The sequence below is a fragment of the Candidatus Izimaplasma bacterium HR1 genome (genome assembly GCA_000755705.1).
Classification (GTDB): Bacteria; Bacillota_I; Bacilli_A; order Izemoplasmatales; family Izemoplasmataceae; genus Xianfuyuplasma.
Genome location: CP009415.1, coordinates 15,668 through 41,314, shown reverse-complemented (window position 1 = coordinate 41,314; position 25,647 = coordinate 15,668). Strand labels below are relative to the sequence as shown.

Here is a 25,647-nt window from a genome sequence, read left to right as displayed (position 1 = left end):
TAAAAAGTCCTCATTGAGGACTTTTTTTTATTCACATGTGTATATTTCGTAACTATCAGAATCAAGTTGATCAATAATGTTTCCTTCGCTATCAATTAGAACGATTGTGTAATAAGTGATTCCTGTATCTGTGATTGTATCTAGTAAAGTAGTTTTTAAAGGTCCATACTCACCGACTAGTACCGTACTATTAATTGTAGTATTAGTTCTATATACTTTAATCGTTGCAACGTCGTCTTTAATTATTTCCCAACTAATTTGCAGTTGATCATATGTACAGTCCCACCAGAAGTGGACTGCGCCGATTTGAGCATTCTCTCTTACTGAGATTGCATTTTCTATTGTAATTGAATCTACAACTATGTTATTCTCATCAACTGCACTTATTCTAAACATATATTCTCCATCTTCAACAGAGTCGATTGAAACAAATGTAACAACTCGTGGTACTCGTAGAACTTCTTCATAATTCACACCATCAACAGTAACTTCGATTACATGCTCGGTGTAGTTACCTTGAGAATTCCACCAAAGATTAACAGTTTGATCATAGATATTAAAATTACCTCCAAAGTGGAAAAATTCTGTTGGTTCATCAAAGTTTAGATTTGTGTAATCAACAATGACTTCACCGTAATTATACGCTTCTCCTAAGTTTTCGTTTTCATTGTTATAACCAGTAATTCTATAAGCATAAACACCTTCAGTTAATTCATAAGCAACAAAGTTATCTTTATACCAATCATCTTCATTTTGGACATCTTCGATAATAATAACTTCCCAAGACAATCCACCATCATCTGATTTTTCAATAGTATAATAACTCACTTGATGTTGATTTAAACCAAAGTTAAAGTGGACTTCACCTGTAGATTGATTAAACCATGCGTTTAAATGATAGACATGCTGAGGTTGCTCAACATTAATCTCACTCGTTTCCAATGAATCGAGTTCGTTCCCGTCCTTATCAAGTAAGACAACTTTGTATTGATAGTTCCCAGGAACTAAATCTTCATCAGTATGTGTTTTCTTTAAAGCTCCAAAAGAACCAAGTAATTCATATTCAGATTCTTGTGTTTTTCTTTTAATAACAACTTCAAATACATCTTCGCTTTGGAAATCCCAGTTTATTTGGATATTTTGTGTGTCCCAGTTTAACCAAGCATCTAGATATCCGATAAGTGCATTTTCATTTACTCTAAGTGTATTTTCACTTACATTTGATGATAATACAACATCGTCTTTTTCAGCACTAACTCGGTAATAATATTCTCCATCATTTACCTCTTGATAGTTATATGATTGAACAAATCTAGGTAAAGTGTCAACTAATTCCCAAACTGTATTGTCAGTCGATTTCTCGATTAAAACAGTATCAAAATCTCCAAAAGAGTTCCACCAAATATTTACATTAGATGAGTAAACATCATAATTACAAACAACATAATCAATTCTTGCTTCTCCATCATTATTTTTATTCTCATAATATACATTGATTTCTCCCCAAGAACTTTGTTCGTTAAGAACTGTAGAATCTTCATCCAATGCAACTAACTTGTAAACATAATTATCTTCTTCATACTCATAGTATTCAAAATTGCTTTTATAGAATTGTTCATCATCTATGACAATTTCAGATGATAAGACTTCTACCCAATTGTTTCCTCCATCAGTTGATTTATATATTATTATGTTCTTCACTAATTGAGCGTTTACCCCAAAGTTGAAGTTTACCACACCACTCCATGAATCAAACTGAACATCAAAGTGGTATATAAATTGTGGTTCATTAATATATAGGTTATATATGTCAGTAGTATGTGTAATAGAACCATCAGCGCTTTTCTTTACAATTTTCAGTTCTAAATCTCCGTAAACATCAGTTTCGTATGGTATTTCCTGTTCATTCTTAGTGAAACTTGTTAATTCGGTAATTTCGAACCATTCACTATCTTTTGTTTTTCCTAGTAAATGCAAGGATTCAAAAGGAGTTTCTCCAGTTTCTTCATCTTCTTTTTCCTCGACAATTCGATATGATATATGGATGGTAGAGGTTGTCTCATCATACCAAACGTTATTAATCCCTGTATCAAATACATCACACCCACTTAAAACCAGTGATCCTAACATTAAAACGACTATCATAATTAATTTTTTCATACATTTCATCCTTTCTTATTTCAAAGACATAGGATAGTTAGATTGTATTAAAAAAAGTACAATCTAACTAGATTGTACCCGAAACAACTTACGTTATTCGTGCAATCCAGCCAGCATAGGTTTACCCATTAGCTCTGAGACTTTGCGTCTACATGTTTCCATGTATTTGCCTTTGATGATTTAATTGTATATAGAGACACTTTGGTTTTCAAGGCTTTTTTGAAAGTTTCATTTCTTATTCAAACTAAATACACAAGAAATACATAAGTACTGACTTGTTGTCTTTAGTTAGTCATTTTTAACACTTTATTTGCAATCTTAATTGTAAACTGACTTGCATTACTATTTTTTATTTTGTATAATATCATTACATTAATAAAATCAAAGGCAAACCATTCCGAAAGGGTGGGACGCAAAGATATAGGGCTTACTTTTTTAGATGCTTGCTATATCTGCATAATTTATTATATCTCATTTAAGAGACAATAAACTGTGCCTTTGAAGCACAGTTTTTTTATTTGGGGGTGGAGTTATAATGAATCAATCTTTAAAGAAACCATTAGTATTTTTTCTAGTTTCGTTTATTATTCTTTTTGTTCTAGCAATATGGGATTACGGAATATTTCACTTTGCTATAGACTTCTTTACAATCTTTATTGGGTTGATGATGTTTGTTCTAGCAATCAATTCAAGAGTGTATACTGAAAAGTCTATTTATCTAGTTTTGGCTGTCTCATATTTGTATATATCATGTTTTGATGTGTTACACCTTATATCCATCTTTGATATTTCAGATATGGGACTTTCATATAATGAAAGCTATCAATACTTTGCAATTGCCAGAGTTTTTGAAGCATTCGTATTCGTAATAATATTTGGTTTTATTAAAGTTCCTTCAAAAGTTAATTACAAGTTATCTCATGTTATTGCAGCTATAGTATTAATTGTCGGGACACTACTTATTCATCAAGGTGTTGTAAGTGTTTATTACATTGAAGGTGTTGGCCAATCTGCAATCAAACTAATTGTTAGTTATATGACAGCAGCACTGTACTTAAGTAGTGCATATTTGGTACAAAGATCGAAGTTCAAATTAAATCAAAAGAACTTACTCGTAATTGTGTTATTACTAAAGGCATTCTCGCAAGTTATCCATGCTAGTTTTATTGATTTAGGTGATATATATCAAACAGTAGCTATGATACTGAGATTTGCGTCTTATGGAGGTTTATACTTGATTTTTATTAGAGAGATAATCTCAAGTCCATATCAAAAAGTATATGAGCTATTCGAATCAAAAGAACAAGAATTACTGTTACTCTCAGAACGAGATGGTTTGACTGGATTATTTAACCATTCATTAACTTTTAAAAATATTGAAAGAATGATTGGGGATATAGGAAGAAAAAAATATAAAGACTTATGTGTAATCTTGTTTGATATCGATAATTTTAAGCAAATTAATGATTCCTTTGGACATATAAAAGGAGATGAAATGCTTGTGTTATTCACTACAATCTTGCAGGGAATAGATTTTAAAGATAAGATGGTAGGAAGATACGGTGGAGATGAATTTGTTCTTGCTGTACCTGATTGTCATAAACCAGATATTGAAGGAATATTTGATGTTTTGAACGTAATCCTCAATGAAATAGCAGAAGAACAAGGTATCCTAATTACCTTTAGTGCCGGAGTTGTATTATGGCATATGGGTGATAATGCAACTGATCTAATTAGAAAAGCAGATATTAAAATGTATGAATCAAAATCAAAAGGGAAAAACCAATATACTGTTTGGCAACATGAATTGAAAAAAGAATAGCACATAATCAATGTGCTATTCTTTTTTTTTTATCAAAAGCCTCTGATATAAAAAATGTGAAAAAAATATTTATGCTAGTTAAATTGCTTATTTAAAGCATTCATCTAATATGTGAATTTGAATTCATTTGACATTCAAAATACTTTTATGTATCATATTTTAAAGAGGAGATGGTTTGATGATAGGAAATAAGGTTTGCTTTTTTCAAAGCTTAGAATCAACAAATAGTTATATGAAAAAGCATCTTCATGGTTTTAAAAATGGAGATATTATCTGTGCTAAAGTTCAAACAGCTGGAAAAGGTAGAAGATCAAATATTTGGATGAGTAATAGTGGTGATTTACATATTAGTGTTTACTTAGATAATACTACTAAAGAAGACTCTATTTTTGACGTGATATTGATGATAACCAACACTCTTGTAGATGTATTTAATAAATACAGTATCGATGCCAAAATTAAATATCCAAATGATATCGTTGTTGGAAATAGGAAAATAGCTGGTATATTGATTGAAAGAGTTATCGGGGAAAAAGACGAATTTGTAATTGGAATCGGCTTAAACGTAGTAACTAAAGATTTCTCAAGAATAGAAAAAAAAGGAACGAGTATATTGTTGGAGACTGATTTAAAAGTAGATTATAGAGATGTGCTACAAGACTTTATAATTGCATATAACAAATTAATAGCTTGTAAATCTTGTGACCTTTATAACGCATATCTAGATAATAGTGTAATTATCGGTAGAAGTGTTACTTATAAAGAAGAGGCATACAACGTGAAAACAATTAACTTGGAAGGAAAAGTAGTGCTTGAAAAGGATGATAAGGAGTATGCAATGCATATGAACGACATATCATTTAAGGAGTTTTACGATGAATAATAGAACTAGAGAATTAACAATGATAGCACTGTTCCCGGCTTTGATGGGAGCGACGGCGGGGATTAGTATCCCGCTTTTTAATTTGCCACCAATTACATTGCAAACATTCTTTGTATTTTTAGCAGGGTTAACATTAGGTCCTAAAAAAGGGGCATTAAGTATGATCATATATTTGATCATAGGAGCAATAGGTATTCCAGTTTTTAGTGGATTTCGTGGAGGATTGGAAATTCTGACAGGATTTAGCGGAGGATTTTTAGTGGGATTCGTTTTTGCAGCATTTTTTGTAGGATTTATGAAAACTGTAAAGATTCTAAATAATAATATTTTGTCAAATTTCACAATATTGTTAGGTGCGAACCTAATTATATACATGTTTGGAGCCGCATATATAGCGTTTTTGACAAGTACAAGTATTTGGCCTACTTTAAGTGGATTGTCTATATATCTTATTGGAGATTTACTGAAAATAACAACGACTTTATATGTGTATGTACGCATACGAAGTGCATTTACATATGAGTGGGCGTAAATATGAAAACACACACATTTGTTTGAACTTCAAAATAAATTGACAATTACCGTAAATTCTTATAAAATGTAAGTAAATTTTGATAACTTAGGAGGAACATTATGATTTTTGAAAAAGTACAAGGAATTATCGTAGAAGAATTAGGGTGCGAAAAAGCACAAATAACTTTAGAAGCACATTTAAATGATGATTTAGGTGCAGATAGCTTAGATGCAGTTGAATTAATTATGGCTATAGAAGATGCGTTTGAAATTAATGTAAGTGATGAAGCAGCTCAGAAATTAACTACTGTAGGTAAAATCGTTGAATTTATCGAAGGTGAGAAGTAAAGATTTTCTCATGAAAATCTTTACTTATTTTTTTTACTAGAGAATAATTTGAATATCAAAGTAATGGAGGATGGTTATGGACTTAAGACAAATTAAAAATCTTATGAAAGAATTTGAAGACTCAAAAATTCATAAGTTAGAAATAAATGATCATGAGTTTAGTATTAAACTAGAAAAAGAGACAATTACTTTTTCAGGAACCCCTTCTATTTCAGCTACTAGTGTAGCGGCTACAGGAGTAGCTGCTACTGAGGTAGTTGAGAAACAAGAAGAGGTAATAGAGAATTTAAATATATTGGTTAAAGCACCACTGGTGGGAACTTTCTATGAAAGTCCTTCACCTGATGCAAATGCTTTTGTTAGAGTTGGACAAAAGATAAATAAAGGAGACACTTTATTTATAGTAGAAGCAATGAAAGTATTGAATGAGATAACTGCCCCGGTTGATGGAGTAATAGCAAAAATTAATATCAGTGATGCAACGATGGTTGAGTATGGCCAAGTTGTTATGGAAATTAAAGAGTAATGTTTCAAAAGATATTAATCGCAAATCGCGGGGAAATTGCAGTTAGAATTATTCGTGCTTGTAAACAACTAGGAATTGAAACTGTTGCTATTTATAGCGAAGCAGATAAAAATAGTCTCCATACACAGATAGCTGATGAAGCTGTTTGTGTTGGAGGAAACAAAAGTAGCGAGTCTTACTTGAATATGGAGAACATCATCAGTGCTGCAATTAGTAAAGGAGCTGAAGCTGTGCATCCAGGTTTCGGCTTTTTAAGTGAAAATGCTCGATTCGCAGAATTATGCGAGAGTTGTGGGATTAGATTCATTGGTCCTAAGGGTGAAGTAATTGATAAAATGGGTAACAAGGCGAGAGCTAGAGAAATTATGATAGCTTCAGGCGTTCCTGTTGTACCAGGATCTGATGGTAAAGTTGATTCGTTACAACAAGCTAAATCATTAGCTGTCGGTATTGGTTATCCAGTATTGATCAAGGCAAGCGCTGGTGGTGGTGGCCGTGGAATGCGTGTTGCTTACACTGAAAGCGAATTTGATCAAGCCTATGAAACTGCCAGAAGTGAAGCTAAAAATGCTTTTGGAGATGACACGATGTATTTAGAGAAGTATGTACTTAATCCAAAACACATTGAGTTTCAGATTATCGCTGATAAATATGGTAATACCGTTCACTTGGGTGAACGTGATTGTTCAATCCAAAGAAGGAATCAAAAAGTGATTGAAGAAGCACCTAGTTTAATTAGTGATGATCTAAGAAAAAGAATGGGTGACGCTGCGATTAAAGCTAGTAAAACAGTTAACTATGAAAATGCAGGAACTATTGAATTCTTAGTAAATGGAAATGATTTCTACTTCATCGAAATGAATACGCGTATTCAAGTTGAACATCCAGTTACTGAAATGGTAACAGGAATTGATATCATAAAAGAGCAAATTAAAATAACTGGTGGAGAACCGCTAAGTTTTAGCCAAGAGGATATTAATCTGAACGGACATAGTATTGAAGTAAGAATCAATGCAGAAAATCCCAAAGAAAACTTCAGACCAGCTCCTGGTAAAATAGATTTACTACATGTACCTAGTGGACATGGAGTAAGATTTGATAGTTTTATCTACACAGGATACAGTATTAGCCCGTTTTATGATTCAATGATGGGTAAGGTTATTGTCCATGGTAAAACAAGATTAGAAGCAATAAATAAGATGAAAGCTACTTTAGATGAATTAGTCATAAGTGGTGTTAGTAATAACAGGGAATTTTGTTTAAAGATATTGGAAAATAATGATTATGTTAAAGGTAATTTTGATACAGGATTTATTCCAAAATACTTAGATAGTTTAATTGGGTATCCAAATGAATAATCTAATTAATGCGTTTAATAAACGAAAACAAGAAAAAGAAAAAAGTACCGTACATATCAAACGAAATTTTCCAAAAACAAACAAAATAGATGTTCCTAAAGGTTTATATGAAAAATGTCCTAAATGTGCTGAAACAGTTAATATGAAAGTTATGTATGACGACAAATTTATTTGTAAAAACTGTGGTGAACATTTCAAAATGAGAGCAATAGACCGCATCAGTATTACTGTTGACACCGGGTCTTTTATTGAAAAAGGACTAGGGTATATAACCTTAAATCCATTGTTCCAAGATGGATATGATGAAAAGATTAAGAACTATCAAAAGAAAACTAATTTAGATGAAGCTTACATCTATGGATATGCAAGAATCAATGGTAGTCCATGTGTTGTAGGAGTAATGGATAGCTATTTCTTAATGGGTAGTATGGGTAGCGTTGTTGGTGAAAAAGTTACAAGAAGTTTTGAATATGCAATCTATAAAAAACTACCAATGATAATCTTTACTGCATCAGGGGGAGCAAGAATGCAAGAAGGGATCTATAGTTTAATGCAAATGGCTAAAACATCAGCTGCTGTTTTAAAACATAGTGAACAAGGATTACTTTATATTAGTGTCTTAACTCATCCAACTACTGGAGGAGTTACAGCTAGTTTTGCTTCTTTAGGAGATATCACATTAGCAGAACCTGGAGCTCTAATTGGTTTTGCAGGACCACGTGTTATCGAACAAACAATCAATCAAAAGCTTCCTGAAGGATTCCAAAGAAGTGAATTCTTAAAAGAAAAAGGGTTTGTTGATAAGGTTGTAAGAAGAAGTGAACTAAAACATACGCTTAGTAAAATCCTCGAGTTACATAGGAGGTATTAGATGAACATATTAGAAAAAGAGAGAAAACTTAAAGAGTTAGAAAGTAAACTAACTGAATTAGATAATGAGAATTTAATTGAGAAGATAAAAGAAGAAATTGAAAAGTATAAACACGATATGATGACAAACCTAAGTGCGTGGGATAGAGTCTTACTTGCCCGTCATGTTGGTCGTCCTACAGCTAGTGATTATATTAACTATATTTTTGATGATTTTATTGAGTTACACGGTGATAGATTATACCGTGATGACTCAAGTATTGTTGCAGGAATTGCTAGTTTAAACGGCACTCCTTTAACAATTATTGCTCAACAAAAAGGAAAAAACTTAGAAGATAATTTAGAACGTAATTTCGCAATGCCTCATCCTGAGGGTTATCGAAAAGCATTACGTTTAATGAAACAAGCAGAAAAGTTTAATCGACCAATTATTACCTTTATAGATACACCTGGTGCTTATCCAGGGCTTGGCGCTGAAGAGCGTGGACAAGGTGAGGCAATTGCTCGAAACCTTATGGAAATGAGCGCACTTCATGTCCCTGTTATCGCTATTGTTATTGGTGAAGGGGGAAGTGGTGGAGCTTTAGCTCTTGGTGTAGCTAACAAAGTATTTATGTTAGAAAATGCTATTTATTCAATTCTTAGTCCTGAGGGTTATGCAACTATCCTGTGGAAGGATAGTACTTTAGCTGCAAAAGCAGCTGAAGTAATGAAATTAACTAGTTATGATTTAGAAGAAATAGGTGTTATTGACGGTATCATCAAGGAACCAATTGGTGGTGCACACTACAATAAAGAGAAAACTTATGAAAGTACTAAACAACTTATAATAGATGAATTAGGTAAATTTAAAGGGCTTACTCATCTAGAAGTGAGAGAATCACGTATTAAGAAATTTAGAGATATTGGATTCTTTCAGCGTTTCAACTATGAAAATTTAGGAGGTGTTAAACGTTGAACTATACAAAAATATTAGGTACAGGTAGTTACGTACCAAGAACAGTTCTAACAAACGACGATCTAAAACAATTTGTCGATACATCTGATGAATGGATTAGTTCAAGAACAGGAATTAAAAAAAGACATATCGTAACCGATGAATATACAATTGATTTAGCATATCATGCTTCATTAAAAGCTATTGAAGATTCGAAAATTGATAAAGCAGAAATTGATTTACTAATAGTAGCAACAGTAACACCTGATAATGCGTTCCCAGGTGTTAGTAACTTATTACAAGGTAGACTTGGGTTAGAAAAAATTATGACATTTGATATTAATGCTGCATGTAGTGGATTCTTGTATGCATTAAACATTGCTGATAAAATGATAAAAAGTGGTGCTTACAATAATGCTTTAATCGTTGGGGCAGAAACTTTAACAAGACTAACTGACTGGCGTGACCGTAATACTTGTGTGTTATTTGGTGATGCAGCAGGAGCAATGATTATATCTCGCAGTGAAGAAAATAATATTCAGGATGTTATTTGCGGTAGCATTAGTGATTCTGAAGGAAATTTAATTTGTCACAATGTTGACATTAAAGATCCATCAGTAAACGCTAAAAGTGTCCAAGATCACATCCATATGAATGGGCGTGAAGTATTTAAATTTGCAACTAGAATTATGCCGAAAACAATTAGAGATTTACTAGAAAGAAACAATTATCAATTAGATGATTTAGACTATATTGTAGCTCATCAAGCTAATGAGAGAATCATTGATAAAGCTGCAAGAGATCTTGGATTTCCTATGGATAAGATGTATCTTAATATTAGTGAATACGGGAATACATCAGCAGCTAGTGTTCCACTAGCAATCGATGAAGCAATCCGTACCAATAAATTAAGGAAAGGTGATTTATTCGCCACAGTAGCCTTCGGTGGAGGATTTACTTGGGGTGGAGCAATCATTAAATTATAGGAGGAAGTATATGAGTGAGTTACTGGAAATATTAGGGAGTAAGTATCCAATCTTACAAGGTGGAATGGCTAATATAGCTACACACCAATTAGTCGCAGCGGTTAGTAGTGCAGGAGGATTTGGTATCCTTGCATCTGGTGGTTGGGATGCCGAAAGAGTAAGAGATGAGATTAGAAAAACAAGAGAATTAACTGACAAGCCATTTGGGGTAAATGTAATGTTAATGAGCCCTCACGCTAAAGCTATTAGTGATATGGTTATCGAAGAGAATATTAAAGTAGTTACAACGGGTGCTGGTAACCCTGGTATCTATTTAGAGAAATGGCACAAAGCGGGTATCAAAGTAATCCCGGTTGTCCCGAGTGTAGCACTAGCTAAAAGACTTGAAAGAAACGGCGCAGACGCTTTAATAGTTGAAGGTACTGAAGCTGGAGGACATATCGGAGAATCAACTACATTCACACTTGTACCGCAAGTACGTGATGCTGTAAAAATTCCCGTTATTGCTGCTGGTGGTATCGCTGATTCTAGAGGGTTTGACGCAGCGCTTATGTTAGGTGCTAATGGTGTTCAAATCGGAACAGTGTTATTAGCTTCTCATGAATGCCCAGTTCATGAGAATTACAAGAAAAGAGTCGTAAAAGCAAAAGACACAGACACAGTTGTAACCGGTAGAGGTACTGGAGCTCCGGTCCGTGTTATTAAAAACAAGATGTCACGTAAGTATTTAGAACTAACTAAAGAAAAAGAAATTGATTTAGAAGAAATGGAAAAACTAACTCTCGGTTCACTAAGTAGAGCAGTCTATGATGGAGATATGGATGGCGGAAGCATTATGGCCGGACAAAGCGCTGGATTAGTTAAGGAAATCCGTACTTGTAAAGAGATATTAGATGACATTTATTTAAATTCAAAGCATTATAGAGGATTAGTTAAATGAAAAAAGCCTTTATGTTTTCTGGGCAAGGTTCACAATACTTAGGTATGTGTAAAGAACTATATGATGAATATCCAACTGTAAGAAGTATGTTTGAAAAAGCTACACTAGTTTTAGGTTATAACGTTAAAGACATTATGTTTAATGATGAAGCAAAGTTAAATAACACTCTATATACACAACCTTTAATGTTTGTAATGTATGCAAGTATATTACAAGTTTTAAAGGAAAAAGGAATTACTTCTGATTATACTTTAGGGCTATCTCTAGGTGAATATGGTGCTTACTATGATAGCGAATGTTTCACTTTTGAAGAAGGGTTAAAACTAGTTCAAAAGCGTGCGATTTATATGACAGAAGCATGTTTCAGAACTAAAGGTAAAATGAGTGCAATATTGGGAATGGAAGCTGAACTTTTACTAGAAATTATTGAAGCAACTGATGGATACGTAAAAATAGCTAACTATAACACATATGGTCAACTTGTAATTAGTGGAGTTGAAAAGGCAGTTTTAAGAGTTAATGAATTGGCTTTGGAAAATGGTGCTAAAAGGGCTATATTACTTAATACAAGTGGCCCTTTCCATACTGATCTAATGTTTTATGCAAAAGAGAAGTTTAATGTCTATTTAAAGGAAGTAAAATTAGCAGAACCAACGAAGCCACTTTTACTAAACACGACAGGAAACTTTTATGAAAATAGTCTGAAAGAAAATATGGTGAAGCAAATTACGAATTCGGTAATGTTTTATCAAGAAATTGAAAAGTTATTAAAAGATGATGTCACAACCTTTATAGAAATTGGACCAAAAAGGACTTTGTCTAGTTTTGTTAAGAAAATTAGTCGAAAAGTCACAATATTAAATGTTGAGGATATTTCATCATTAAATAAGACTATCCTAGCACTGGAGGAGTAAACTATGAATTTTAAAGATAAAACTGTGGTGATCACAGGCGGTAATACCGGGATAGGAAGAGAGCTAGCCATTGCGTTTGGGATGAGGAAAGCTAATGTAGTTGTTAACTTCATCGTGAATGAAGAGGCTGCTGTAGAAACAATATCACATATTGAAAATTTAGGTGGTAAAGCGATTAAAATTTTTGGTGATGTGACCAAACTAGATGATTGTAAGAATATTATTGATAAAAGTATTAAAGTTTTTGGTAAAGTTGATGTTCTTATAAATAATAGTGGAATCACTAGAGATAATCTAATTATGAGAATGAGTGAAGATGATTTTGATAAAGTCATCGACGTAAACTTAAAAGGGACATGGAACATGTGTAAAAGTGTAACTAGACACATGATGAAAAATAGAAGTGGTAAAATCATTAATATTAGTAGTGTTGTGGGGATTATGGGTAATGCAGGACAAAGTAACTATGTTGCTTCAAAAGCAGGTATCATTGGCCTAACTAAGTCTCTTGCTAAAGAATTTGGACCACGCGGAATTACAGTTAATGCTGTAGCTCCTGGTTTTATAGAAACAAAAATGACTGAAGCTTTACCAGTTGAAGTTCGAGAAAACTATATGAAGCAAATTCCTCTTGGGAAATTTGGTACACCAGAAGATATTGCCAATTCTTGTATCTTCTTAGCATCTAGTCGTGCAGACTATATTACTGGACAAGTTTTAAGTATAAACGGCGGAATGATTTAATGAAGTTAAAACCGCTAACTATCAATGGTAAAACTGTTGAATTCCCAATCATCCAAGGGGGAATGGGAATTAGAATTAGTTTAAGTAGATTAGCTAAAGCTTGTATGAATAGTGGTATTGTAGCTACAATAAGTGCTGCTCAAGTTGGTTTCTTAAAAAAAGGATTTAGAAATGATCCTCTAAAAGCAAATAAAGAAGCGATAATTGAAGAAGTAAACAAAATACGCGCAGAAAGTCCTAATGGTATTCTTGGTGTTAACTTAATGCATGCTATTAACGACTATGATAAATATGCAGAATTCTTAGCAACACAAGACATTGATTTCATTGTTAGTGGTGCAGGTCTTCCTGTTGATTTACCAGCTTACATAAAAGATTCAAAAGTAAAAGGAGCTTTTATTATATCTAGCGGTCGTGCTGCTAGATTACTCCTTAAAAGTTGGGACCGAAGATATAACTATATGCCAGCCTTTATCGTCTGTGAAGGACCTTTAGCTGGAGGACATCTTGGGTTTAGTAAAGAAGACTTTGAAAGTGGAAATGTTAAGCAATTAGATGAAATAGTTAAAGACACTAAAGAAGTTGTAAAAGTATATGAAGAGAAATATCAAATCAAAATTCCTATAATAGCCGCTGGTGGTGTTCATGATGGACATGATATGGCTAAAATGATTATAGCGGGTAGTGATGGTGTTCAAATCGCTACAAGATTTATCGCAACACCTGAATGTGATGCGAGCGACGAATATAAAGAAATGATAGTTAACGCTAAAGAAGAAGATATCGTTAGAGTTACAAGCCCTGCAGGATTACCTGGGAGAGCTGTTAAAAACTATTTAACTAAATTTCTAGAAACTGGAAATATGAAAGTAAACTACTGTGTAAATTGTCTAAAAACATGTAAGAAAGTAGGAATCCCCTACTGTATTACAGAACAATTAGGTAATAGCTCAAGTGGTGACAATAAAGGTTTAATCTTTACAGGTGCCAAAGCGCATCTGATTAAAAAGATTGAAACAGTTGAAACGATAGTAAAAAGAATCATTAATGAGTGTAAACTCGACTTGAATTTAGCTGGAGGGAATTAATATGAAGAGAAGAGTAGTAGTTACAGGTCTGGGAGCTATAAGCCCAATTGGTAATGATGTAAAAACAATGTGGAAAAACGCTAAAGATGGTGTTAATGGGATTGATTTTATCAAGAACTTTGATACTGAGAGTAACAATACCAAAATAGGTGGAGAAATCAAAGATTTTGATTTCGTCGAGTATTTTGGTAGGAAACAAATAAAAAGAATGGATCGTTTTGTTCAATTGGGAATGATTGCTACAAAAGAAGCAATGATTGACGCTGATTTTGATATGGAAAACGAAGATACAGATCGTTTCGGTGTTTTTTATGGTAGTGGTATTGGTGGTTTAGAAACAATTGCTAGAGAAGAAGATAAAGCTAAAGCTCGTGGTTATGACAGAGTAAGTCCTTACTTTATTCCTAGTGCAATTATTAATATAGCCGCAGGGCAAATTGCAATTAAATACGGGTTACACGGTATGGTGACAAGTGTTGTTACTGCTTGCGCAAGCGCAACAAACTCTATCGGTGATGCTTTTAGAAGTATCAGAGATGGTTATCATGATGTTATTATTACAGGTGGAGCTGAAGGTAGTTTAATACCTTTAGGACTAGGTGGATTCAATGTTATGCAAGCACTTAATAAGTCAAATGATCCAAGTTGTGCTTCAATACCTTTTGATAAAAACCGTAGTGGGTTTGTTATGGGCGAAGGTGCTGGAACATTAATCTTAGAAGAATATGAACATGCCTTAAAAAGAGGTGCGAAAATATACGGTGAGATAGCTGGGTATGGTGCTACTTGTGATGCATATCATATAACAGGTCCAGATCCAGAAGCACTTGGAGCTATGAAATGTATGCTTAACGCTGTTAAGGATGCTAATTTAGAACCAACAGATGTTGATTATATAAATGCTCATGGTACTAGTACTCCGTTAAATGATAAAACTGAAACTTTAGCTATCAAAAAAGCCTTTAAAGAACATGCTTATAAATTAAATGTGTCTTCTACCAAAAGTATGACAGGACATTTACTTGGAGCAAGCGGTGCAGTTGAAGCAATCTTTGCATTATTAGCAACAAAAGAAGACTTCATTCCACCAACGATTAACACAAAAGAATTAGATGAAGAAGAATGTGACTTAAATTACACACTAAGTAGTGGTGTAAATAAAAAAGTAGATGTTGCAATAAGTAATAGTCTAGGGTTTGGTGGACATAATGCAACTATCTTAATAAAAAAAGTATAGAGGGTGAAAACATGCAATTAAACAGTGATCAGATTCAAAAAATAATTCCCCATCGTTATCCATTTTTATTAGTGGATAGAGTATTAGAAATGGAACCGGGATTATCATGTAAGGCGATTAAAAATGTTAGTGCAAATGAAGGACAGTTCCAAGGACACTTTCCCGAAGAACATGTAATGCCAGGAGTGCTAATTATTGAAGCTTTAGCACAAGCTGGCGCTTTAATTATTCTTTCTTTAGAAGAAAACAGAGGTAAAATTGCTTATTTTGCAGGAATTGATAAATGTAAATTTAAGCAAAAAGTTGTTCCTGGTGATCAGTTATTACTAGAAGTAGAAATAACAAAAAGAAAAGGTCCGATTGGCATCGGAGTTGCTAAAGCTACCGTAGATGGTAAATTAGCATGTATAGCTGAATTAAAATTTGCAGTTGGAAAATAGAGCTAGAATTTCTAGCTCTTTTCTTTTACTCAAATTGAAAAAAAATTAAATTAATGAACTAAAAAAGGTAATTATGATATAATATTTATGTTAAAGAAAATAGGTGATTATATGGAGAAGTTAGCCAAATTACTACATCAAAAACAAGCGTCTAGAATCCTTGATGTTGGAACTGGAACAGGCAACTTTGTAAAACTTATTACTTCTTGTTATAACGACTATCAATCAATTATTGGAATTGATACGATTGATGGTGCTATAAAACTTGCAAAAGAAGCTTTTGATGATGAAAGAATAACTTTCAGAAATATTGATGGATATCATATGGATTACCCAGATAAATATTTTGATATTGTTTGCTTATCAAATAGCCTTCATCATCTAGATGCTATTTCACCTCTCTTTAAGGAGATGGAAAGAGTTTTAAAAGATGACGGGTTCATCATTGTCGCAGAAATGATAAATAACGATTTAACGAACAAACAGTTAAGTCATTTGAAAATTCATCATTTCGCTGCAAAAACGGATCGTCTAAAGGGCGATATTCACCACGAAACGTATTCAGAAAAAACGATACAAGAAATCTTGAAGAAAGAAACAACGTTAGCTAGTAATAAATCTTGGATATTAAAGATTTTAGCTAGTGCGGATGATGACTTACCAGATCGTTTTAAATGGCCTCAAGATACTGTTTCAAGATTGATTAAGCGTATTCCTCTAGAATTTCAAACAGAGGAACTTAAAAGAGAAGGACAAACAGTAGTTGAATACATAAACGAACATGGGTTTGATACATGTCCAACATTGATTGTGGTGATGAGGAAATGAAACTATTAAAAATATTTGATAACCGCCGAACTAAGATTGGTGCGCAACCAATCATTTATCGTAATGCCGTAAGAGCAATAATCATGAAACGCGATAAAATCTTAATGGTGTATTCTGAAACTTCTAAAGAGTTTAAATTCCCTGGTGGGGGAATTGAACATGATGAATCACGTGAAGTAGCTTTAAGACGTGAAGTAGTTGAAGAAGTTGGACACGTTATTAAGAGTGTTAATGAAAGTTTAGGTTACACCGATCAAATCTATAATGATATTTATGATGATACTAAATATTTCTATCAAAGAAGTTATTACTATTTTTGTGAAGTTGAAGAAGAGTATGTTGGTATGAAATTAAGTGAATCAGAAATAGCTCTACGATTTTTACCTAAGTGGGTAACACTAGATGAGGCAATTAGAATAAATCAATTAAAAGTAACAACAAATAATGAATTTCCATGGACTGAAAGGGAATTGCATGTACTTAGAATACTGAAGGAGATGACACCGTGAGGGGATTCGAAAAAGCAAAAGATTATGAAGAATTAAACATTGAATTACCAAAAAGAGGTACGAGAAGAAGTGCGGGATATGACTTCGCATTAATTGAAGAAACAATTATTCCAGCTGGCAAAATTGTTTGGGGTAAAACAGGGTTAAAAGCATATATGACTGATGATGAAGTTTTATTCATCTACCCTCGCAGTAGTTTAGCTAGAAAACGTGGTTTAATGCTTTCTAACAACGTTGGTGTTGTTGATAGTGATTACTATGGTAATCCTGATAATGACGGTCATATCATGATCTCGTTATATAATTTCACAGATAAAGAAGTAGTATTACCAAAAGGTGAAAGAGTTGCTCAAGGAATCTTTCAAAAATACTTAATAGTTACTGATGAAGAAGAAATTCTTAAGGAAAGACTAGGTGGGTTTGGTAGTACTGGTAATTAGTTTTTAAATCTATTGACAATGACCTTTATAAGGTTTAAAATTTAGTTGCAATTGAATATAATTGATGGTGTCTTTTTGAAGACGTAACAGGGAATTGAGTGTAAACCTCAAGCTGTCCCAGCAACCGTAATTCGGACGAAATGCAAAATACCACTGCTAATAAGCGGGAAGGTGCATAGTAGGATGAAAATAAGCCGGTAGACCTACCATTAATAATAGTTTTCTCCTGGGTAATGAGATAGATACTATATATAGTACAATTTTTGTTGTATTAGAATAGTATATTATGGACCTAGGACTAGGTCCTTTTTATTTTGCTTGAAAACTCAAATTCTTTGCAGAAAAGGTGATTTATATGCCCGGTAACAAACAGTATCTAAGCTATCCATTCCTCTATGAGGATAAGAAAATCGTTGATTTTGAATTATTAACTGATGAGATAGCATCATATCTAGCTTTAGCAGTAAGCTTTACAAAAGATAAGGAATTTAAAGAGGAATTAATTAAAATCACAGAACTTGTCTATCATTTAAATCCATGTGTTAGAAAAAACACAAAACTTGAAGGATTTGAATTAGCTTGGTTGTTTAATAAGTATGAGAAATACACATACTTAACCAAAGACAGAGAATCATTATTTGTGCTACCGTATGGTACTAAACTTGCTAGTGTGTTACATATTTTACGAACTAAATCTAAAAACCTAGTGAGATTACTTCACCATATTAATGTAGAAGGAACTATAATAGATGATTCTTTATTTGATTTTTCTAACGTTCTAGCTAATTATTTCTTTGTTGCTGCAATGTATGCTAACAAATTAGATGGAGTAGAAGAGATACCATTTGCATCAAGAGTTTATAAATAACCTAAATAATGAGAAAAGGAAGAGAGAATATGAAAAAAGTATTATTAGTAGCATTACTTGCAATCACACTAACTTTAACAGGTTGTGATCAAGTGGAAGACACAGTAACAGATTTGCAAGACAAAATCACTACAGTAACAACAGATCTTCAAACAGCAGTAGATGCAATGGGTGAATTAGAAACTACTATCACTACATTACAAACTAACTTAACTACAGCTGGAGAAACAATTACTAACCTAGAATCAAATGTTGTAGGAGTAAATGCAAACTTGGAAGACGCTGAAGCTAGGATTGAAGAGTTAGAAGCTGAGTTAGCACAAACTAATAACAAAATTAAGAATGCTCTTAACAGAGAGAACTGGGACATCAGAAAAGAAAGATATGATGCTTCTTGGGCAGCATATGATGCAGAGTATTGTTTCGGAGTATTTGATGAAGATTGGTCTACAATCACAGCGAATGATTACACTCATAACACAGGTTTAAAATTCATTATAACTATTGAACAAGTTCAATGGGGAACAGAAATCTTTGTTAAAGACTCATGTGGAAACTATAGCGAATTTATTTATAGCGAATCTTCATATTCAATGTATTCAACACCTGCAAGTTTCTTTGAAGTTGGAGAAACATATGAAGTGGTATTATATAAAGAAATTTATTTTACAGAATATCAATTAGGATTATTACCATTAACTGATATGGGTGAAATGGGAGCATATCCTACAGACTTAAGTGGAATCGTAAGTACTAAAATAGAAGACTAATTATTGGGGGTATCACTATGAAAAATATGGTGATAAAAGGACTAGTTCTAGTCATGGCATTTTCAGCCTATTTTAATGTGTCACAAATCCTTAAAATAAAAACCTTAAATGAAAACAATCAGGTATTACAAGAAAATATCTCTGATCTTGAAGATCAATTAGAAATTCTAGAACAACAAATTATCGACTTAGAAGAAGATGAAGATGTTGTTATAGATACTTGTAATAAATTATATGAAATTGTTATCAAAATCAAATCACAAAGTGATGATTTAGATAACACATATACTCATTGTACAAATAAGGCTTATTTAGGTGATGCATTAGATGAAGTAGCTGATGAACTAGGGATTGTTCATGACCCAAGATATGATAAAGAATATATATATGGTAGAATGATTATTTCATTTTACTCAGTTCAAGTAACTTTTGAAGAGTATTATCAAATCACAATTAACGGTGAATATGCTCAATTTGGGATAGACCTAATTGAGTTAGAAGATGGAAATAATTATGAATTCACCTTGGTGAGGTGGGCTTCGTGAAAACTAAAGACTTAACATTAATAGCTATTTTAGTAGCTATCTTAGTTGTTTCTCAGTTCGCTTTTAGTATGGTAGTTGGAGTTAATTTAGTCTTTCCACTACTGATTATATATACATATAATTTAGGATACAAAAAGACGTTAATTATCCTATTATCATTCATTGGTTTAAGATTTTTAATGGGTTTACCCATTTTAACTGTAACTTTATGGCTTTGGACTTTTATAATCCTTATATCTTTAGCCCATATTGTAAATAAACTATCTAGAGGTAACGAGTATATCGCAGCTACTTACGCATTGTTTTACTTTATGTTGTTTGGATTCTTATGTGGAGTTCAAGAATATATTTTAACTGAAGTACCTGTCTATGCTTATTGGCTTAGAGGAGTACCAAGTGATATGTTAGGAGCTATTACAGGATTTATTACCACATTAGTTCTGTTAAAACCTCTTTCCACAGTAATAAAACAGTTTAGTTTATCAAATACAAGTAGTTTAAGTTAACTAAAAGAACTCTAAATTTTATGTTTAGAGTTCTTTTTTTATGATATAATTGTTCTAAAGGGGAGATTACTATGAGACTTATAAACTCACCAATTACTAAAAATGGCGAAGTTAAGTATTTTGAATTATTCAAAATATTCGTTTTAGTGATGGGAGTAGTTATGTCTTTTTCTTTTATCTCAAATCAAGTAGAGATTGAGAACTATACTCTTGTTAGAATCTCTTTAACAATTCTAATGATGGTTATTGTCGTTTTATTTGGAGCGGTATTAACTAATGAAACATTTGAATTAATAGAACTAATAAAAACATTCATTCTTCCATTATTGAACCTTCGATATAATGTAAAATTATCAATTAAATCAATATTTAGTAATCTTAATTACTTTATAAATAATTCATTAAAACCTAGAAGCCATTTTTCTAGATTATGTGTTATGCGTTGTTAAAAATTCTCTTTGTTTTTTAATTATAAAAAAAAGGAGAAGAAAATGAAAAAACGCATACTTATGTTTGTCGAAAAACGACAAGCCATTTTAGAGATAAAAAAGACACATAATAAGGAAATAAAAGTTGCTTCTTTTATTATGGAATCATTTCTAATATTTACGATACTATATGGTAGTATATTACTATTTGGTCTAATTGGAGACCTTAATAGTGAATTTAATTATTTATTTTATAGCGCCAATATAATTACTATTTTAGGGTATATCCTATTAAGATATTTGTATGAATTGAGATACCAAAGTATCAATGAAACGAGTTATAATCCACGATATATTATCTTGTTTGATGTGATCGATTTACTGTTTACATTAACGGTAATAAATGGAGTATTTTTGGGGGTATTAGTTTATCAACAGTTTACTGGATTTAACTTAATATTGATTAGCATATTCAGTATTCTAGTTATTTTATTTTGGGTGACATTCCAACTCTATCTATCACGAGTTATAGGAAAAGAGCAAAGAATAACTGCTAATCTTAAAACAGTTTGGATACTTGGATTGTTATACCTAAGTTTGTTGGAATTTACTTCATTCTTGAAAATTAATCTTCAATACTTAATCACGCTATATTTAGCTTTACTTGTATATATAATTATTGAATACTTTCAGAAGAATCATTTCATAAGTATCAATAAGTACTTTACAAGATTACTAATTCTAACCATTGCCTTGTTTGTGTTTGGATTAACGCTAGAATACAATCCATTCACGGATGTTAATTTAACTACTCCTGATTTCATCAGAGAAGAAGAAGTACATGAGTTTAGAGAAGGTAGAATCACAGGGATAGTTTCTACTGATGATTACCTATTTGTTAAGTATCTAGATGTTGATAGAAACACAATAGAAATATATGATCATGATTTTAATCTTTTAAATGACGATAATAATTTTGAAGGATTCATCTCAGTTTATGAAGAAGATAAGGAGATTTACGTCCTTCAAACAGAGAATCTATTAGAACTAGGTAATAGATTTAGTTTATACAAATTAACTGATGGTTTATCATTTGAAAATGAATTTTCAATTACTGGCAATTTTGGTTCAGAACCAAGTATCCCTGTTCTTATCGATGGTGAGTATCATATGATTTTCACTACGTGGGTTGCTGATTCAGAGATGAGTAGTGGGTATAGTAGTGTCATGAATTTTTATAGAATAATTAATAATGATTTTACAATTATTGATTATGAGAACGGAGTTTTATATCAAAGTGATGAGACTATTTATATTGGTGTTGATGACTTTTTGTATTCAGCAACAAGCCATAAATATAACAATAGTTTTACTAACAATAAACTCATCGGCTCATACGAAGATATCTCTCATTTTAGAAATGCAAAATCATTCTCTAATGGGTACTTCCTAAGAAATCAAGATCAATTGAATTTGGTAAGTGAATTTGATGAAGAAGAACTTGTTTTTAAAGATAGTTTTGTGTCTTTCCCAAGGTTAGAAGCAATCTATGATGGTTCTTATTTCGGGGAAATAACTGACTTTGAAATCGATGGAGATATTATAAAAGGATATGTAACCTCAGGTGCACCTTTAGAATATCAAAAGGTAATTCTATATGCCGAATACGACATATTAAAAGAAGAGTATAGGGTATATGAAACAAAGGGTGAACTTGTATTTTTTGATGAGAATATTTATGAATTAGATGGACAAATATTACATATGTTAAGTGATGAGTATTTGTTTGATTCTAGTCAAAATACTTTGATTGGTTTAAGCCTTTCAAGTTTAACAATTGGTGCATTATTATTTACAGCTTTAAGGACTAATAAATTAGTCTTCAAAGGTGGTGAAGAGAATGTATAATATAATCTATTTAAGTTTATTTATTGTTGTGTTTGTTATTCAATACGTTCTATTACCAAAAGATATGAGTAAACGATTTTTGATTGTGCTTACGGCTGTATCTTTTGCATTTCTATTCATAGATATCATTGTGTATTTTATGTTTTTGGATAGAATTATTACCATTATTTTCACTGTTATCTTTATTATATCGTTAACTGTTCTTACGTTGGTATCTAGTAAAATACCATTTGATGAAGTAGTAATTAATAAAAGATTATTTCATATTGTTTTTAATACAGTTTTAGGGTTCACTCTGATTGTGATTATTCCTAGTTTACTTATGTTACTAAATATTGTTTTATGGGGAAGACTATTGGTTATTTTTGGATATTTAATATTTGTATTACTATACAATATCTTTTTAGATGTAGAGTATAGAAATGATTCAGCTTATATAGTTTTATTGTTAGTAATCTCAGTGCCACTAGTGATTATAGGAAGACAATCATTTTATAAAATGAATGATGTGTTTGATTACTTTGAGATTGATTCAAGTATTGTAAGAGAAAAAATAGAATATGAGGTTATGTTAATAAATCCGAACATTTCTTTAGATGATTGGCAATATTTTCAGATCGAAATATATGATAGTATTCTATATGCATACGAGGTAAATGGAGTGGAAAGTGGGTCCTCAGGAGAAAGGGTATTTACAGTTATTGATTTAGAGACAGAAGAACTATTATATGGTAAGAGTTTAAATACTGTTACAGGTGATTATGTAAGAATTTCTGATGAAGATGGTCATGGAATTTATGAGATAAATGGGGAGGTATATATTGTAACTTCTGAGTATATTTTAAGCTATAAAGATGGAGAGGTTGATGTCTTTTATACAGGCGAAATCAGTACTGCATTTGAGAAGAATGGCAACTTATATTTCTTTAATAATAATTATACTGATGATAATTTCACAGCTATTTTTGATGGAACAAACATCGTGTTTACAGATGAATATTCTTACCATACAAGTAGTGATTATCGTTCGAACAAAAATGTCCTGTATAGTAAAATTGGCTATCAAGAATATGAAGGTTATTATGTTATTGAAGATGATGTATATTATGGAGATGAAGTTGGGTATATTAATGATGAATTGATCGTTGTTGGAAATTATAATGAGATGTATTTGAGTAGTGCTGGAGTATACAAAGAGATTAATAGATCACTAACAGAAAATCTTGTTTCATGTGGTGATATGTATTACACAACTTGGAGGAGCAGTTTCATTGTGAATGATTATCCAAGTCCAATGATGTTTGTCTTAGATAAGGAATTGAGTATTGAGTCTGCATATCTAAGTGACGGTATTTATGGCCTTGTATGTTATGATGGTGAACTATACGGAAAAACCGATGAGTATAAAGCGGATGCTACTTATGATCAAAGTGTATTTGTTAGGTTTGATACATCATCAACAGATTATATGGAAAGACCAATATTTACAGAATATAAATTAGTTTTTAGTAGTTTAGGAAGAAGTTTTCTCCTAGTTCTAGTTCCATTTATGAAGTTCAGTAGATATGTTATTAAAAAGAAAAAAATAACCACAACATAACAAGACAAAAAGACCATTATCTGCTATTATGGATTTGGTCTTTTTATTACGGCTTATATATATATACGAAAGTTAAATGTTTTGCTTGAATAAATAGTGTTTATTTGATAAAATATAAAAGCCGTAAAATACACACACACCGGAGTGAGTTGCTTAGAGTTACTAAGTATAGTAATAGCAACAAAAACGTAGATGGTAGTGGAGGCATAAATCTAAAGGAGGAATTACAAATGGGTGTAATCTCAATGAAGCAGCTTTTAGAAGCTGGAGTTCATTTCGGACATCAAACACGCCGTTGGAATCCTAAAATGTCAGAATATATATATACTGCACGTGGTGGGATTCACATCATCGACTTACAAAAAACAGTTGTACTTGTCGAAGAAGCTTATCAAAAGTTATTAGAAATTGGTAAAAATGGTGGAAAAATTTTATTCGTAGGAACAAAAAAACAAGCTCGTGACGTTGTCCGTGCTGAAGCAATCAGAACAGGGCAATACTATGTATCACAAAGATGGTTAGGTGGAACATTAACTAACTTCAAAACAATTAGAAAATCTATCAGAAAACTACATGACTTAACAAAACAAGAAGCTGATGGAACTTTTGAACGTTTAACTAAAAAAGAAGTTATCGCTAAACGTAAAGAAATGGATCGTTTAGAAAAATTCTTATCAGGTATTAAAGATATGAAAGCTTTACCTCAAGCAGTTTTTGTTGTTGATCCAATGCAAGAGAAAAATGCTGTATTAGAAGCTCGTAAATTAGGAATCCCAGTATTCGGTATCGTTGATACTAACTGTGACCCAGATTTAGTTGACGTAATCATTCCTGGTAATGATGACGCAATCAGAAGTGTAAAATTAATCGTTGGTAAATTAGCTGACGCATTCATTATCGCTGCTGGTGGAGTTGTAGTGCAAGAAGCACCTACTCCAAGACAAGATCGACCTGAAAGAAAACCTTACAATCGTGATAACAGAAACAGAGACAACAGAAGCTACGATAACAGAAATAAAAAACCATACCAAAAAAATCCTAATGCAAAACCTTATGTGAAAAGAGAAGATAGACCAGCTAGACCAGCTGCAAATACAACTCACACTAGACCAATTACTACAACAAAACCAGTTACTACAACAAAACCAGTTACTACAACAAAACCAGTTGCTGCTAAGCCAGTTGCTGCTAAACCAGTAGAAACTAAACCTGTAGCTACTAAACCAGTAGTTGCTAAACCTGTAGTAAAAGAAGAAGTTAAGGTACAAGCTCCTAAAAAAGTAGAATCAGTTAAAAAAGAAGTTACGGCACCTGCTAAAAAACAAGATTTAAGCGCTTTAAAAGTTGCTGAATTAAGAACATTAGCAAAACAAAAAGGACTAACTGGTTATTCAAAACTTAAAAAAGCTGAATTAATTGACGCTTTAAAATAGTACTTATAGAGAGCTTTCACGCAAAGCTCTCTTTTCTTAAAAAAAT

Annotated in this window: 27 protein-coding genes, 1 pseudogene and 3 riboswitches; of the genes and pseudogenes, 27 read left to right on the top strand and 1 reads right to left on the bottom strand. The window is 32.2% G+C overall.

All coding sequences use genetic code 11. The features are described 5' to 3' along the window. Positions 1-27: 27 nt before the first annotated feature. Positions 28-2,160 carry a hypothetical protein gene (locus KQ51_RS00205; protein WP_038467469.1) on the bottom strand — a complete coding sequence of 711 codons (2,133 nt, stop codon included), beginning with the start codon at positions 2,158-2,160 and terminating at the stop codon, positions 28-30. Positions 2,161-2,257: 97 nt separating this feature from the next. After that, a riboswitch (cyclic di-GMP riboswitch) is annotated at positions 2,258-2,341 on the bottom strand. Between the two features lie 195 nt (positions 2,342-2,536). Further along, positions 2,537-2,620: riboswitch (cyclic di-GMP riboswitch) on the top strand. A 75-nt stretch (positions 2,621-2,695) separates the two neighbouring features. Between KQ51_RS00205 and KQ51_RS00200 the strand changes: the two genes are divergently transcribed. From KQ51_RS00200 to KQ51_RS09890, 27 genes and pseudogenes are all read left to right on the top strand, one after another. Further along, positions 2,696-3,982, top strand: coding sequence for a sensor domain-containing diguanylate cyclase (locus KQ51_RS00200; RefSeq protein WP_038467466.1), 1,287 nt, complete (start codon positions 2,696-2,698; stop codon positions 3,980-3,982). Positions 3,983-4,160: 178 nt separating this feature from the next. Beyond that, a complete protein-coding gene (locus KQ51_RS09240; RefSeq protein WP_052608956.1) occupies positions 4,161-4,865 on the top strand; it encodes a biotin--[acetyl-CoA-carboxylase] ligase in 705 nt (234 codons plus the stop codon). After that, the gene (locus tag KQ51_RS00190; protein WP_038467463.1) at positions 4,858-5,397 is read left to right on the top strand and encodes a biotin transporter BioY; all 540 of its coding nucleotides are present in this window, start codon (positions 4,858-4,860) and stop codon (positions 5,395-5,397) included. Before KQ51_RS09240 ends, KQ51_RS00190 begins: the two co-directional genes overlap by 8 nt. A 98-nt stretch (positions 5,398-5,495) precedes the next feature. Further along, complete coding sequence (gene acpP, locus KQ51_RS00185) at positions 5,496-5,726, top strand: acyl carrier protein (protein WP_198763746.1); 231 nt, start codon at positions 5,496-5,498, stop codon at positions 5,724-5,726. 76 nt (positions 5,727-5,802) lie between these two features. Further along, entirely contained in the window at positions 5,803-6,252 is a 450-nt protein-coding gene (gene accB, locus KQ51_RS00180) for an acetyl-CoA carboxylase biotin carboxyl carrier protein (protein ID WP_038467458.1), read from the top strand. Beyond that, on the top strand, positions 6,252-7,610 hold the full coding sequence (locus tag KQ51_RS00175) for an acetyl-CoA carboxylase biotin carboxylase subunit (RefSeq protein WP_038467455.1): 1,359 nt from the start codon (positions 6,252-6,254) through the stop codon (positions 7,608-7,610). Before accB ends, KQ51_RS00175 begins: the two co-directional genes overlap by 1 nt. Further along, positions 7,603-8,481: an acetyl-CoA carboxylase, carboxyltransferase subunit beta gene (accD, locus tag KQ51_RS09855; RefSeq protein WP_081909855.1), complete on the top strand. Its 879-nt coding sequence runs from the start codon at positions 7,603-7,605 to the stop codon at positions 8,479-8,481. The genes KQ51_RS00175 and accD overlap by 8 nt, the downstream gene beginning before the upstream one ends. Then, on the top strand, positions 8,482-9,438 hold the full coding sequence (locus KQ51_RS09850) for an acetyl-CoA carboxylase carboxyltransferase subunit alpha (RefSeq protein WP_038467452.1): 957 nt from the start codon (positions 8,482-8,484) through the stop codon (positions 9,436-9,438). It begins immediately after the preceding gene. Continuing rightward, the gene (locus KQ51_RS00160; protein ID WP_038467449.1) at positions 9,435-10,403 is read left to right on the top strand and encodes a beta-ketoacyl-ACP synthase III; all 969 of its coding nucleotides are present in this window, start codon (positions 9,435-9,437) and stop codon (positions 10,401-10,403) included. The genes KQ51_RS09850 and KQ51_RS00160 overlap by 4 nt, the downstream gene beginning before the upstream one ends. A 10-nt stretch (positions 10,404-10,413) precedes the next feature. Next, entirely contained in the window at positions 10,414-11,343 is a 930-nt protein-coding gene (locus tag KQ51_RS00155; protein WP_038467446.1) for a DUF561 domain-containing protein, read from the top strand. Further along, entirely contained in the window at positions 11,340-12,257 is a 918-nt protein-coding gene (locus tag KQ51_RS00150) for an ACP S-malonyltransferase (RefSeq protein WP_038467443.1), read from the top strand. Before KQ51_RS00155 ends, KQ51_RS00150 begins: the two co-directional genes overlap by 4 nt. A gap of 3 nt (positions 12,258-12,260) precedes the next feature. Continuing rightward, positions 12,261-13,001 (top strand): 3-oxoacyl-[acyl-carrier-protein] reductase, encoded by a 741-nt coding sequence (fabG, locus tag KQ51_RS00145; protein WP_038467440.1) that lies wholly within the window; start codon positions 12,261-12,263, stop codon positions 12,999-13,001. Then, the gene (locus KQ51_RS00140) at positions 13,001-14,089 is read left to right on the top strand and encodes an NAD(P)H-dependent flavin oxidoreductase (protein ID WP_038467437.1); all 1,089 of its coding nucleotides are present in this window, start codon (positions 13,001-13,003) and stop codon (positions 14,087-14,089) included. Before fabG ends, KQ51_RS00140 begins: the two co-directional genes overlap by 1 nt. A gap of 1 nt (position 14,090) precedes the next feature. After that, positions 14,091-15,326: a beta-ketoacyl-ACP synthase II gene (gene fabF / locus KQ51_RS00135; RefSeq protein ID WP_038467434.1), complete on the top strand. Its 1,236-nt coding sequence runs from the start codon at positions 14,091-14,093 to the stop codon at positions 15,324-15,326. 11 nt (positions 15,327-15,337) lie between these two features. Then, the gene (gene fabZ / locus KQ51_RS00130; protein WP_038467430.1) at positions 15,338-15,766 is read left to right on the top strand and encodes a 3-hydroxyacyl-ACP dehydratase FabZ; all 429 of its coding nucleotides are present in this window, start codon (positions 15,338-15,340) and stop codon (positions 15,764-15,766) included. A gap of 111 nt (positions 15,767-15,877) precedes the next feature. Continuing rightward, a complete protein-coding gene (locus tag KQ51_RS00125; protein WP_038467427.1) occupies positions 15,878-16,594 on the top strand; it encodes a class I SAM-dependent methyltransferase in 717 nt (238 codons plus the stop codon). Then, positions 16,591-17,103, top strand: a complete 513-nt coding sequence (locus KQ51_RS00120) for an NUDIX domain-containing protein (RefSeq protein WP_038467424.1) — start codon at positions 16,591-16,593, stop codon at positions 17,101-17,103. Before KQ51_RS00125 ends, KQ51_RS00120 begins: the two co-directional genes overlap by 4 nt. Then, positions 17,100-17,543 (top strand): dCTP deaminase domain-containing protein, encoded by a 444-nt coding sequence (locus KQ51_RS00115; RefSeq protein WP_038467421.1) that lies wholly within the window; start codon positions 17,100-17,102, stop codon positions 17,541-17,543. Before KQ51_RS00120 ends, KQ51_RS00115 begins: the two co-directional genes overlap by 4 nt. Before the next feature lie 48 nt (positions 17,544-17,591). Further along, a riboswitch (cobalamin riboswitch) is annotated at positions 17,592-17,768 on the top strand. 130 nt (positions 17,769-17,898) lie between these two features. Then, complete coding sequence (locus KQ51_RS00110; RefSeq protein ID WP_038467418.1) at positions 17,899-18,411, top strand: hypothetical protein; 513 nt, start codon at positions 17,899-17,901, stop codon at positions 18,409-18,411. A gap of 29 nt (positions 18,412-18,440) precedes the next feature. Next, positions 18,441-19,181, top strand: a complete 741-nt coding sequence (locus tag KQ51_RS00105) for a hypothetical protein (RefSeq protein ID WP_038467414.1) — start codon at positions 18,441-18,443, stop codon at positions 19,179-19,181. Between the two features lie 17 nt (positions 19,182-19,198). After that, the gene (locus KQ51_RS00100) at positions 19,199-19,726 is read left to right on the top strand and encodes a hypothetical protein (RefSeq protein ID WP_038467411.1); all 528 of its coding nucleotides are present in this window, start codon (positions 19,199-19,201) and stop codon (positions 19,724-19,726) included. Then, the gene (locus KQ51_RS00095; protein ID WP_038467408.1) at positions 19,723-20,232 is read left to right on the top strand and encodes a hypothetical protein; all 510 of its coding nucleotides are present in this window, start codon (positions 19,723-19,725) and stop codon (positions 20,230-20,232) included. The genes KQ51_RS00100 and KQ51_RS00095 overlap by 4 nt, the downstream gene beginning before the upstream one ends. 71 nt (positions 20,233-20,303) lie before the next feature. Beyond that, positions 20,304-20,681 carry a hypothetical protein gene (locus KQ51_RS00090; protein ID WP_038467405.1) on the top strand — a complete coding sequence of 126 codons (378 nt, stop codon included), beginning with the start codon at positions 20,304-20,306 and terminating at the stop codon, positions 20,679-20,681. A 42-nt stretch (positions 20,682-20,723) separates the two neighbouring features. Then, positions 20,724-22,568 carry a hypothetical protein gene (locus KQ51_RS00085; protein WP_038467402.1) on the top strand — a complete coding sequence of 615 codons (1,845 nt, stop codon included), beginning with the start codon at positions 20,724-20,726 and terminating at the stop codon, positions 22,566-22,568. After that, the gene (locus KQ51_RS00080; RefSeq protein WP_038467398.1) at positions 22,561-24,168 is read left to right on the top strand and encodes a hypothetical protein; all 1,608 of its coding nucleotides are present in this window, start codon (positions 22,561-22,563) and stop codon (positions 24,166-24,168) included. Before KQ51_RS00085 ends, KQ51_RS00080 begins: the two co-directional genes overlap by 8 nt. 230 nt (positions 24,169-24,398) lie before the next feature. After that, positions 24,399-25,227, top strand: a pseudogene (gene rpsB / locus KQ51_RS09845) (30S ribosomal protein S2). Beyond that, entirely contained in the window at positions 25,224-25,601 is a 378-nt protein-coding gene (locus KQ51_RS09890; protein WP_052608952.1) for a Rho termination factor N-terminal domain-containing protein, read from the top strand. The pseudogene rpsB and the gene KQ51_RS09890 overlap by 4 nt, the downstream one beginning before the upstream one ends. Positions 25,602-25,647 lie beyond the last annotated feature (46 nt).

Excerpts from the sequence above, each read along its gene's own strand:
- KQ51_RS00205 (WP_038467469.1), bottom strand. The coding sequence starts at position 2,160 with ATGAAAAAATTAATTATGATAGTCGTTTTAATGTTAGGATCACTGGTT.
- KQ51_RS00200 (WP_038467466.1), top strand. The coding sequence starts at position 2,696 with ATGAATCAATCTTTAAAGAAACCATTAGTATTTTTTCTAGTTTCGTTT.
- KQ51_RS09240 (WP_052608956.1), top strand. The coding sequence starts at position 4,161 with ATGATAGGAAATAAGGTTTGCTTTTTTCAAAGCTTAGAATCAACAAAT.
- KQ51_RS00190 (WP_038467463.1), top strand. The coding sequence starts at position 4,858 with ATGAATAATAGAACTAGAGAATTAACAATGATAGCACTGTTCCCGGCT.
- accB (WP_038467458.1), top strand. The coding sequence starts at position 5,803 with ATGGACTTAAGACAAATTAAAAATCTTATGAAAGAATTTGAAGACTCA.
- KQ51_RS00175 (WP_038467455.1), top strand. The coding sequence starts at position 6,252 with ATGTTTCAAAAGATATTAATCGCAAATCGCGGGGAAATTGCAGTTAGA.
- accD (WP_081909855.1), top strand. The coding sequence starts at position 7,603 with ATGAATAATCTAATTAATGCGTTTAATAAACGAAAACAAGAAAAAGAA.
- KQ51_RS09850 (WP_038467452.1), top strand. The coding sequence starts at position 8,482 with ATGAACATATTAGAAAAAGAGAGAAAACTTAAAGAGTTAGAAAGTAAA.
- KQ51_RS00155 (WP_038467446.1), top strand. The coding sequence starts at position 10,414 with ATGAGTGAGTTACTGGAAATATTAGGGAGTAAGTATCCAATCTTACAA.
- KQ51_RS00150 (WP_038467443.1), top strand. The coding sequence starts at position 11,340 with ATGAAAAAAGCCTTTATGTTTTCTGGGCAAGGTTCACAATACTTAGGT.
- fabG (WP_038467440.1), top strand. The coding sequence starts at position 12,261 with ATGAATTTTAAAGATAAAACTGTGGTGATCACAGGCGGTAATACCGGG.
- KQ51_RS00140 (WP_038467437.1), top strand. The coding sequence starts at position 13,001 with ATGAAGTTAAAACCGCTAACTATCAATGGTAAAACTGTTGAATTCCCA.
- fabF (WP_038467434.1), top strand. The coding sequence starts at position 14,091 with ATGAAGAGAAGAGTAGTAGTTACAGGTCTGGGAGCTATAAGCCCAATT.
- fabZ (WP_038467430.1), top strand. The coding sequence starts at position 15,338 with ATGCAATTAAACAGTGATCAGATTCAAAAAATAATTCCCCATCGTTAT.
- KQ51_RS00125 (WP_038467427.1), top strand. The coding sequence starts at position 15,878 with ATGGAGAAGTTAGCCAAATTACTACATCAAAAACAAGCGTCTAGAATC.
- KQ51_RS00120 (WP_038467424.1), top strand. The coding sequence starts at position 16,591 with ATGAAACTATTAAAAATATTTGATAACCGCCGAACTAAGATTGGTGCG.
- KQ51_RS00110 (WP_038467418.1), top strand. The coding sequence starts at position 17,899 with ATGCCCGGTAACAAACAGTATCTAAGCTATCCATTCCTCTATGAGGAT.
- KQ51_RS00105 (WP_038467414.1), top strand. The coding sequence starts at position 18,441 with ATGAAAAAAGTATTATTAGTAGCATTACTTGCAATCACACTAACTTTA.
- KQ51_RS00100 (WP_038467411.1), top strand. The coding sequence starts at position 19,199 with ATGAAAAATATGGTGATAAAAGGACTAGTTCTAGTCATGGCATTTTCA.
- KQ51_RS00090 (WP_038467405.1), top strand. The coding sequence starts at position 20,304 with ATGAGACTTATAAACTCACCAATTACTAAAAATGGCGAAGTTAAGTAT.
- KQ51_RS00085 (WP_038467402.1), top strand. The coding sequence starts at position 20,724 with ATGAAAAAACGCATACTTATGTTTGTCGAAAAACGACAAGCCATTTTA.
- KQ51_RS00080 (WP_038467398.1), top strand. The coding sequence starts at position 22,561 with ATGTATAATATAATCTATTTAAGTTTATTTATTGTTGTGTTTGTTATT.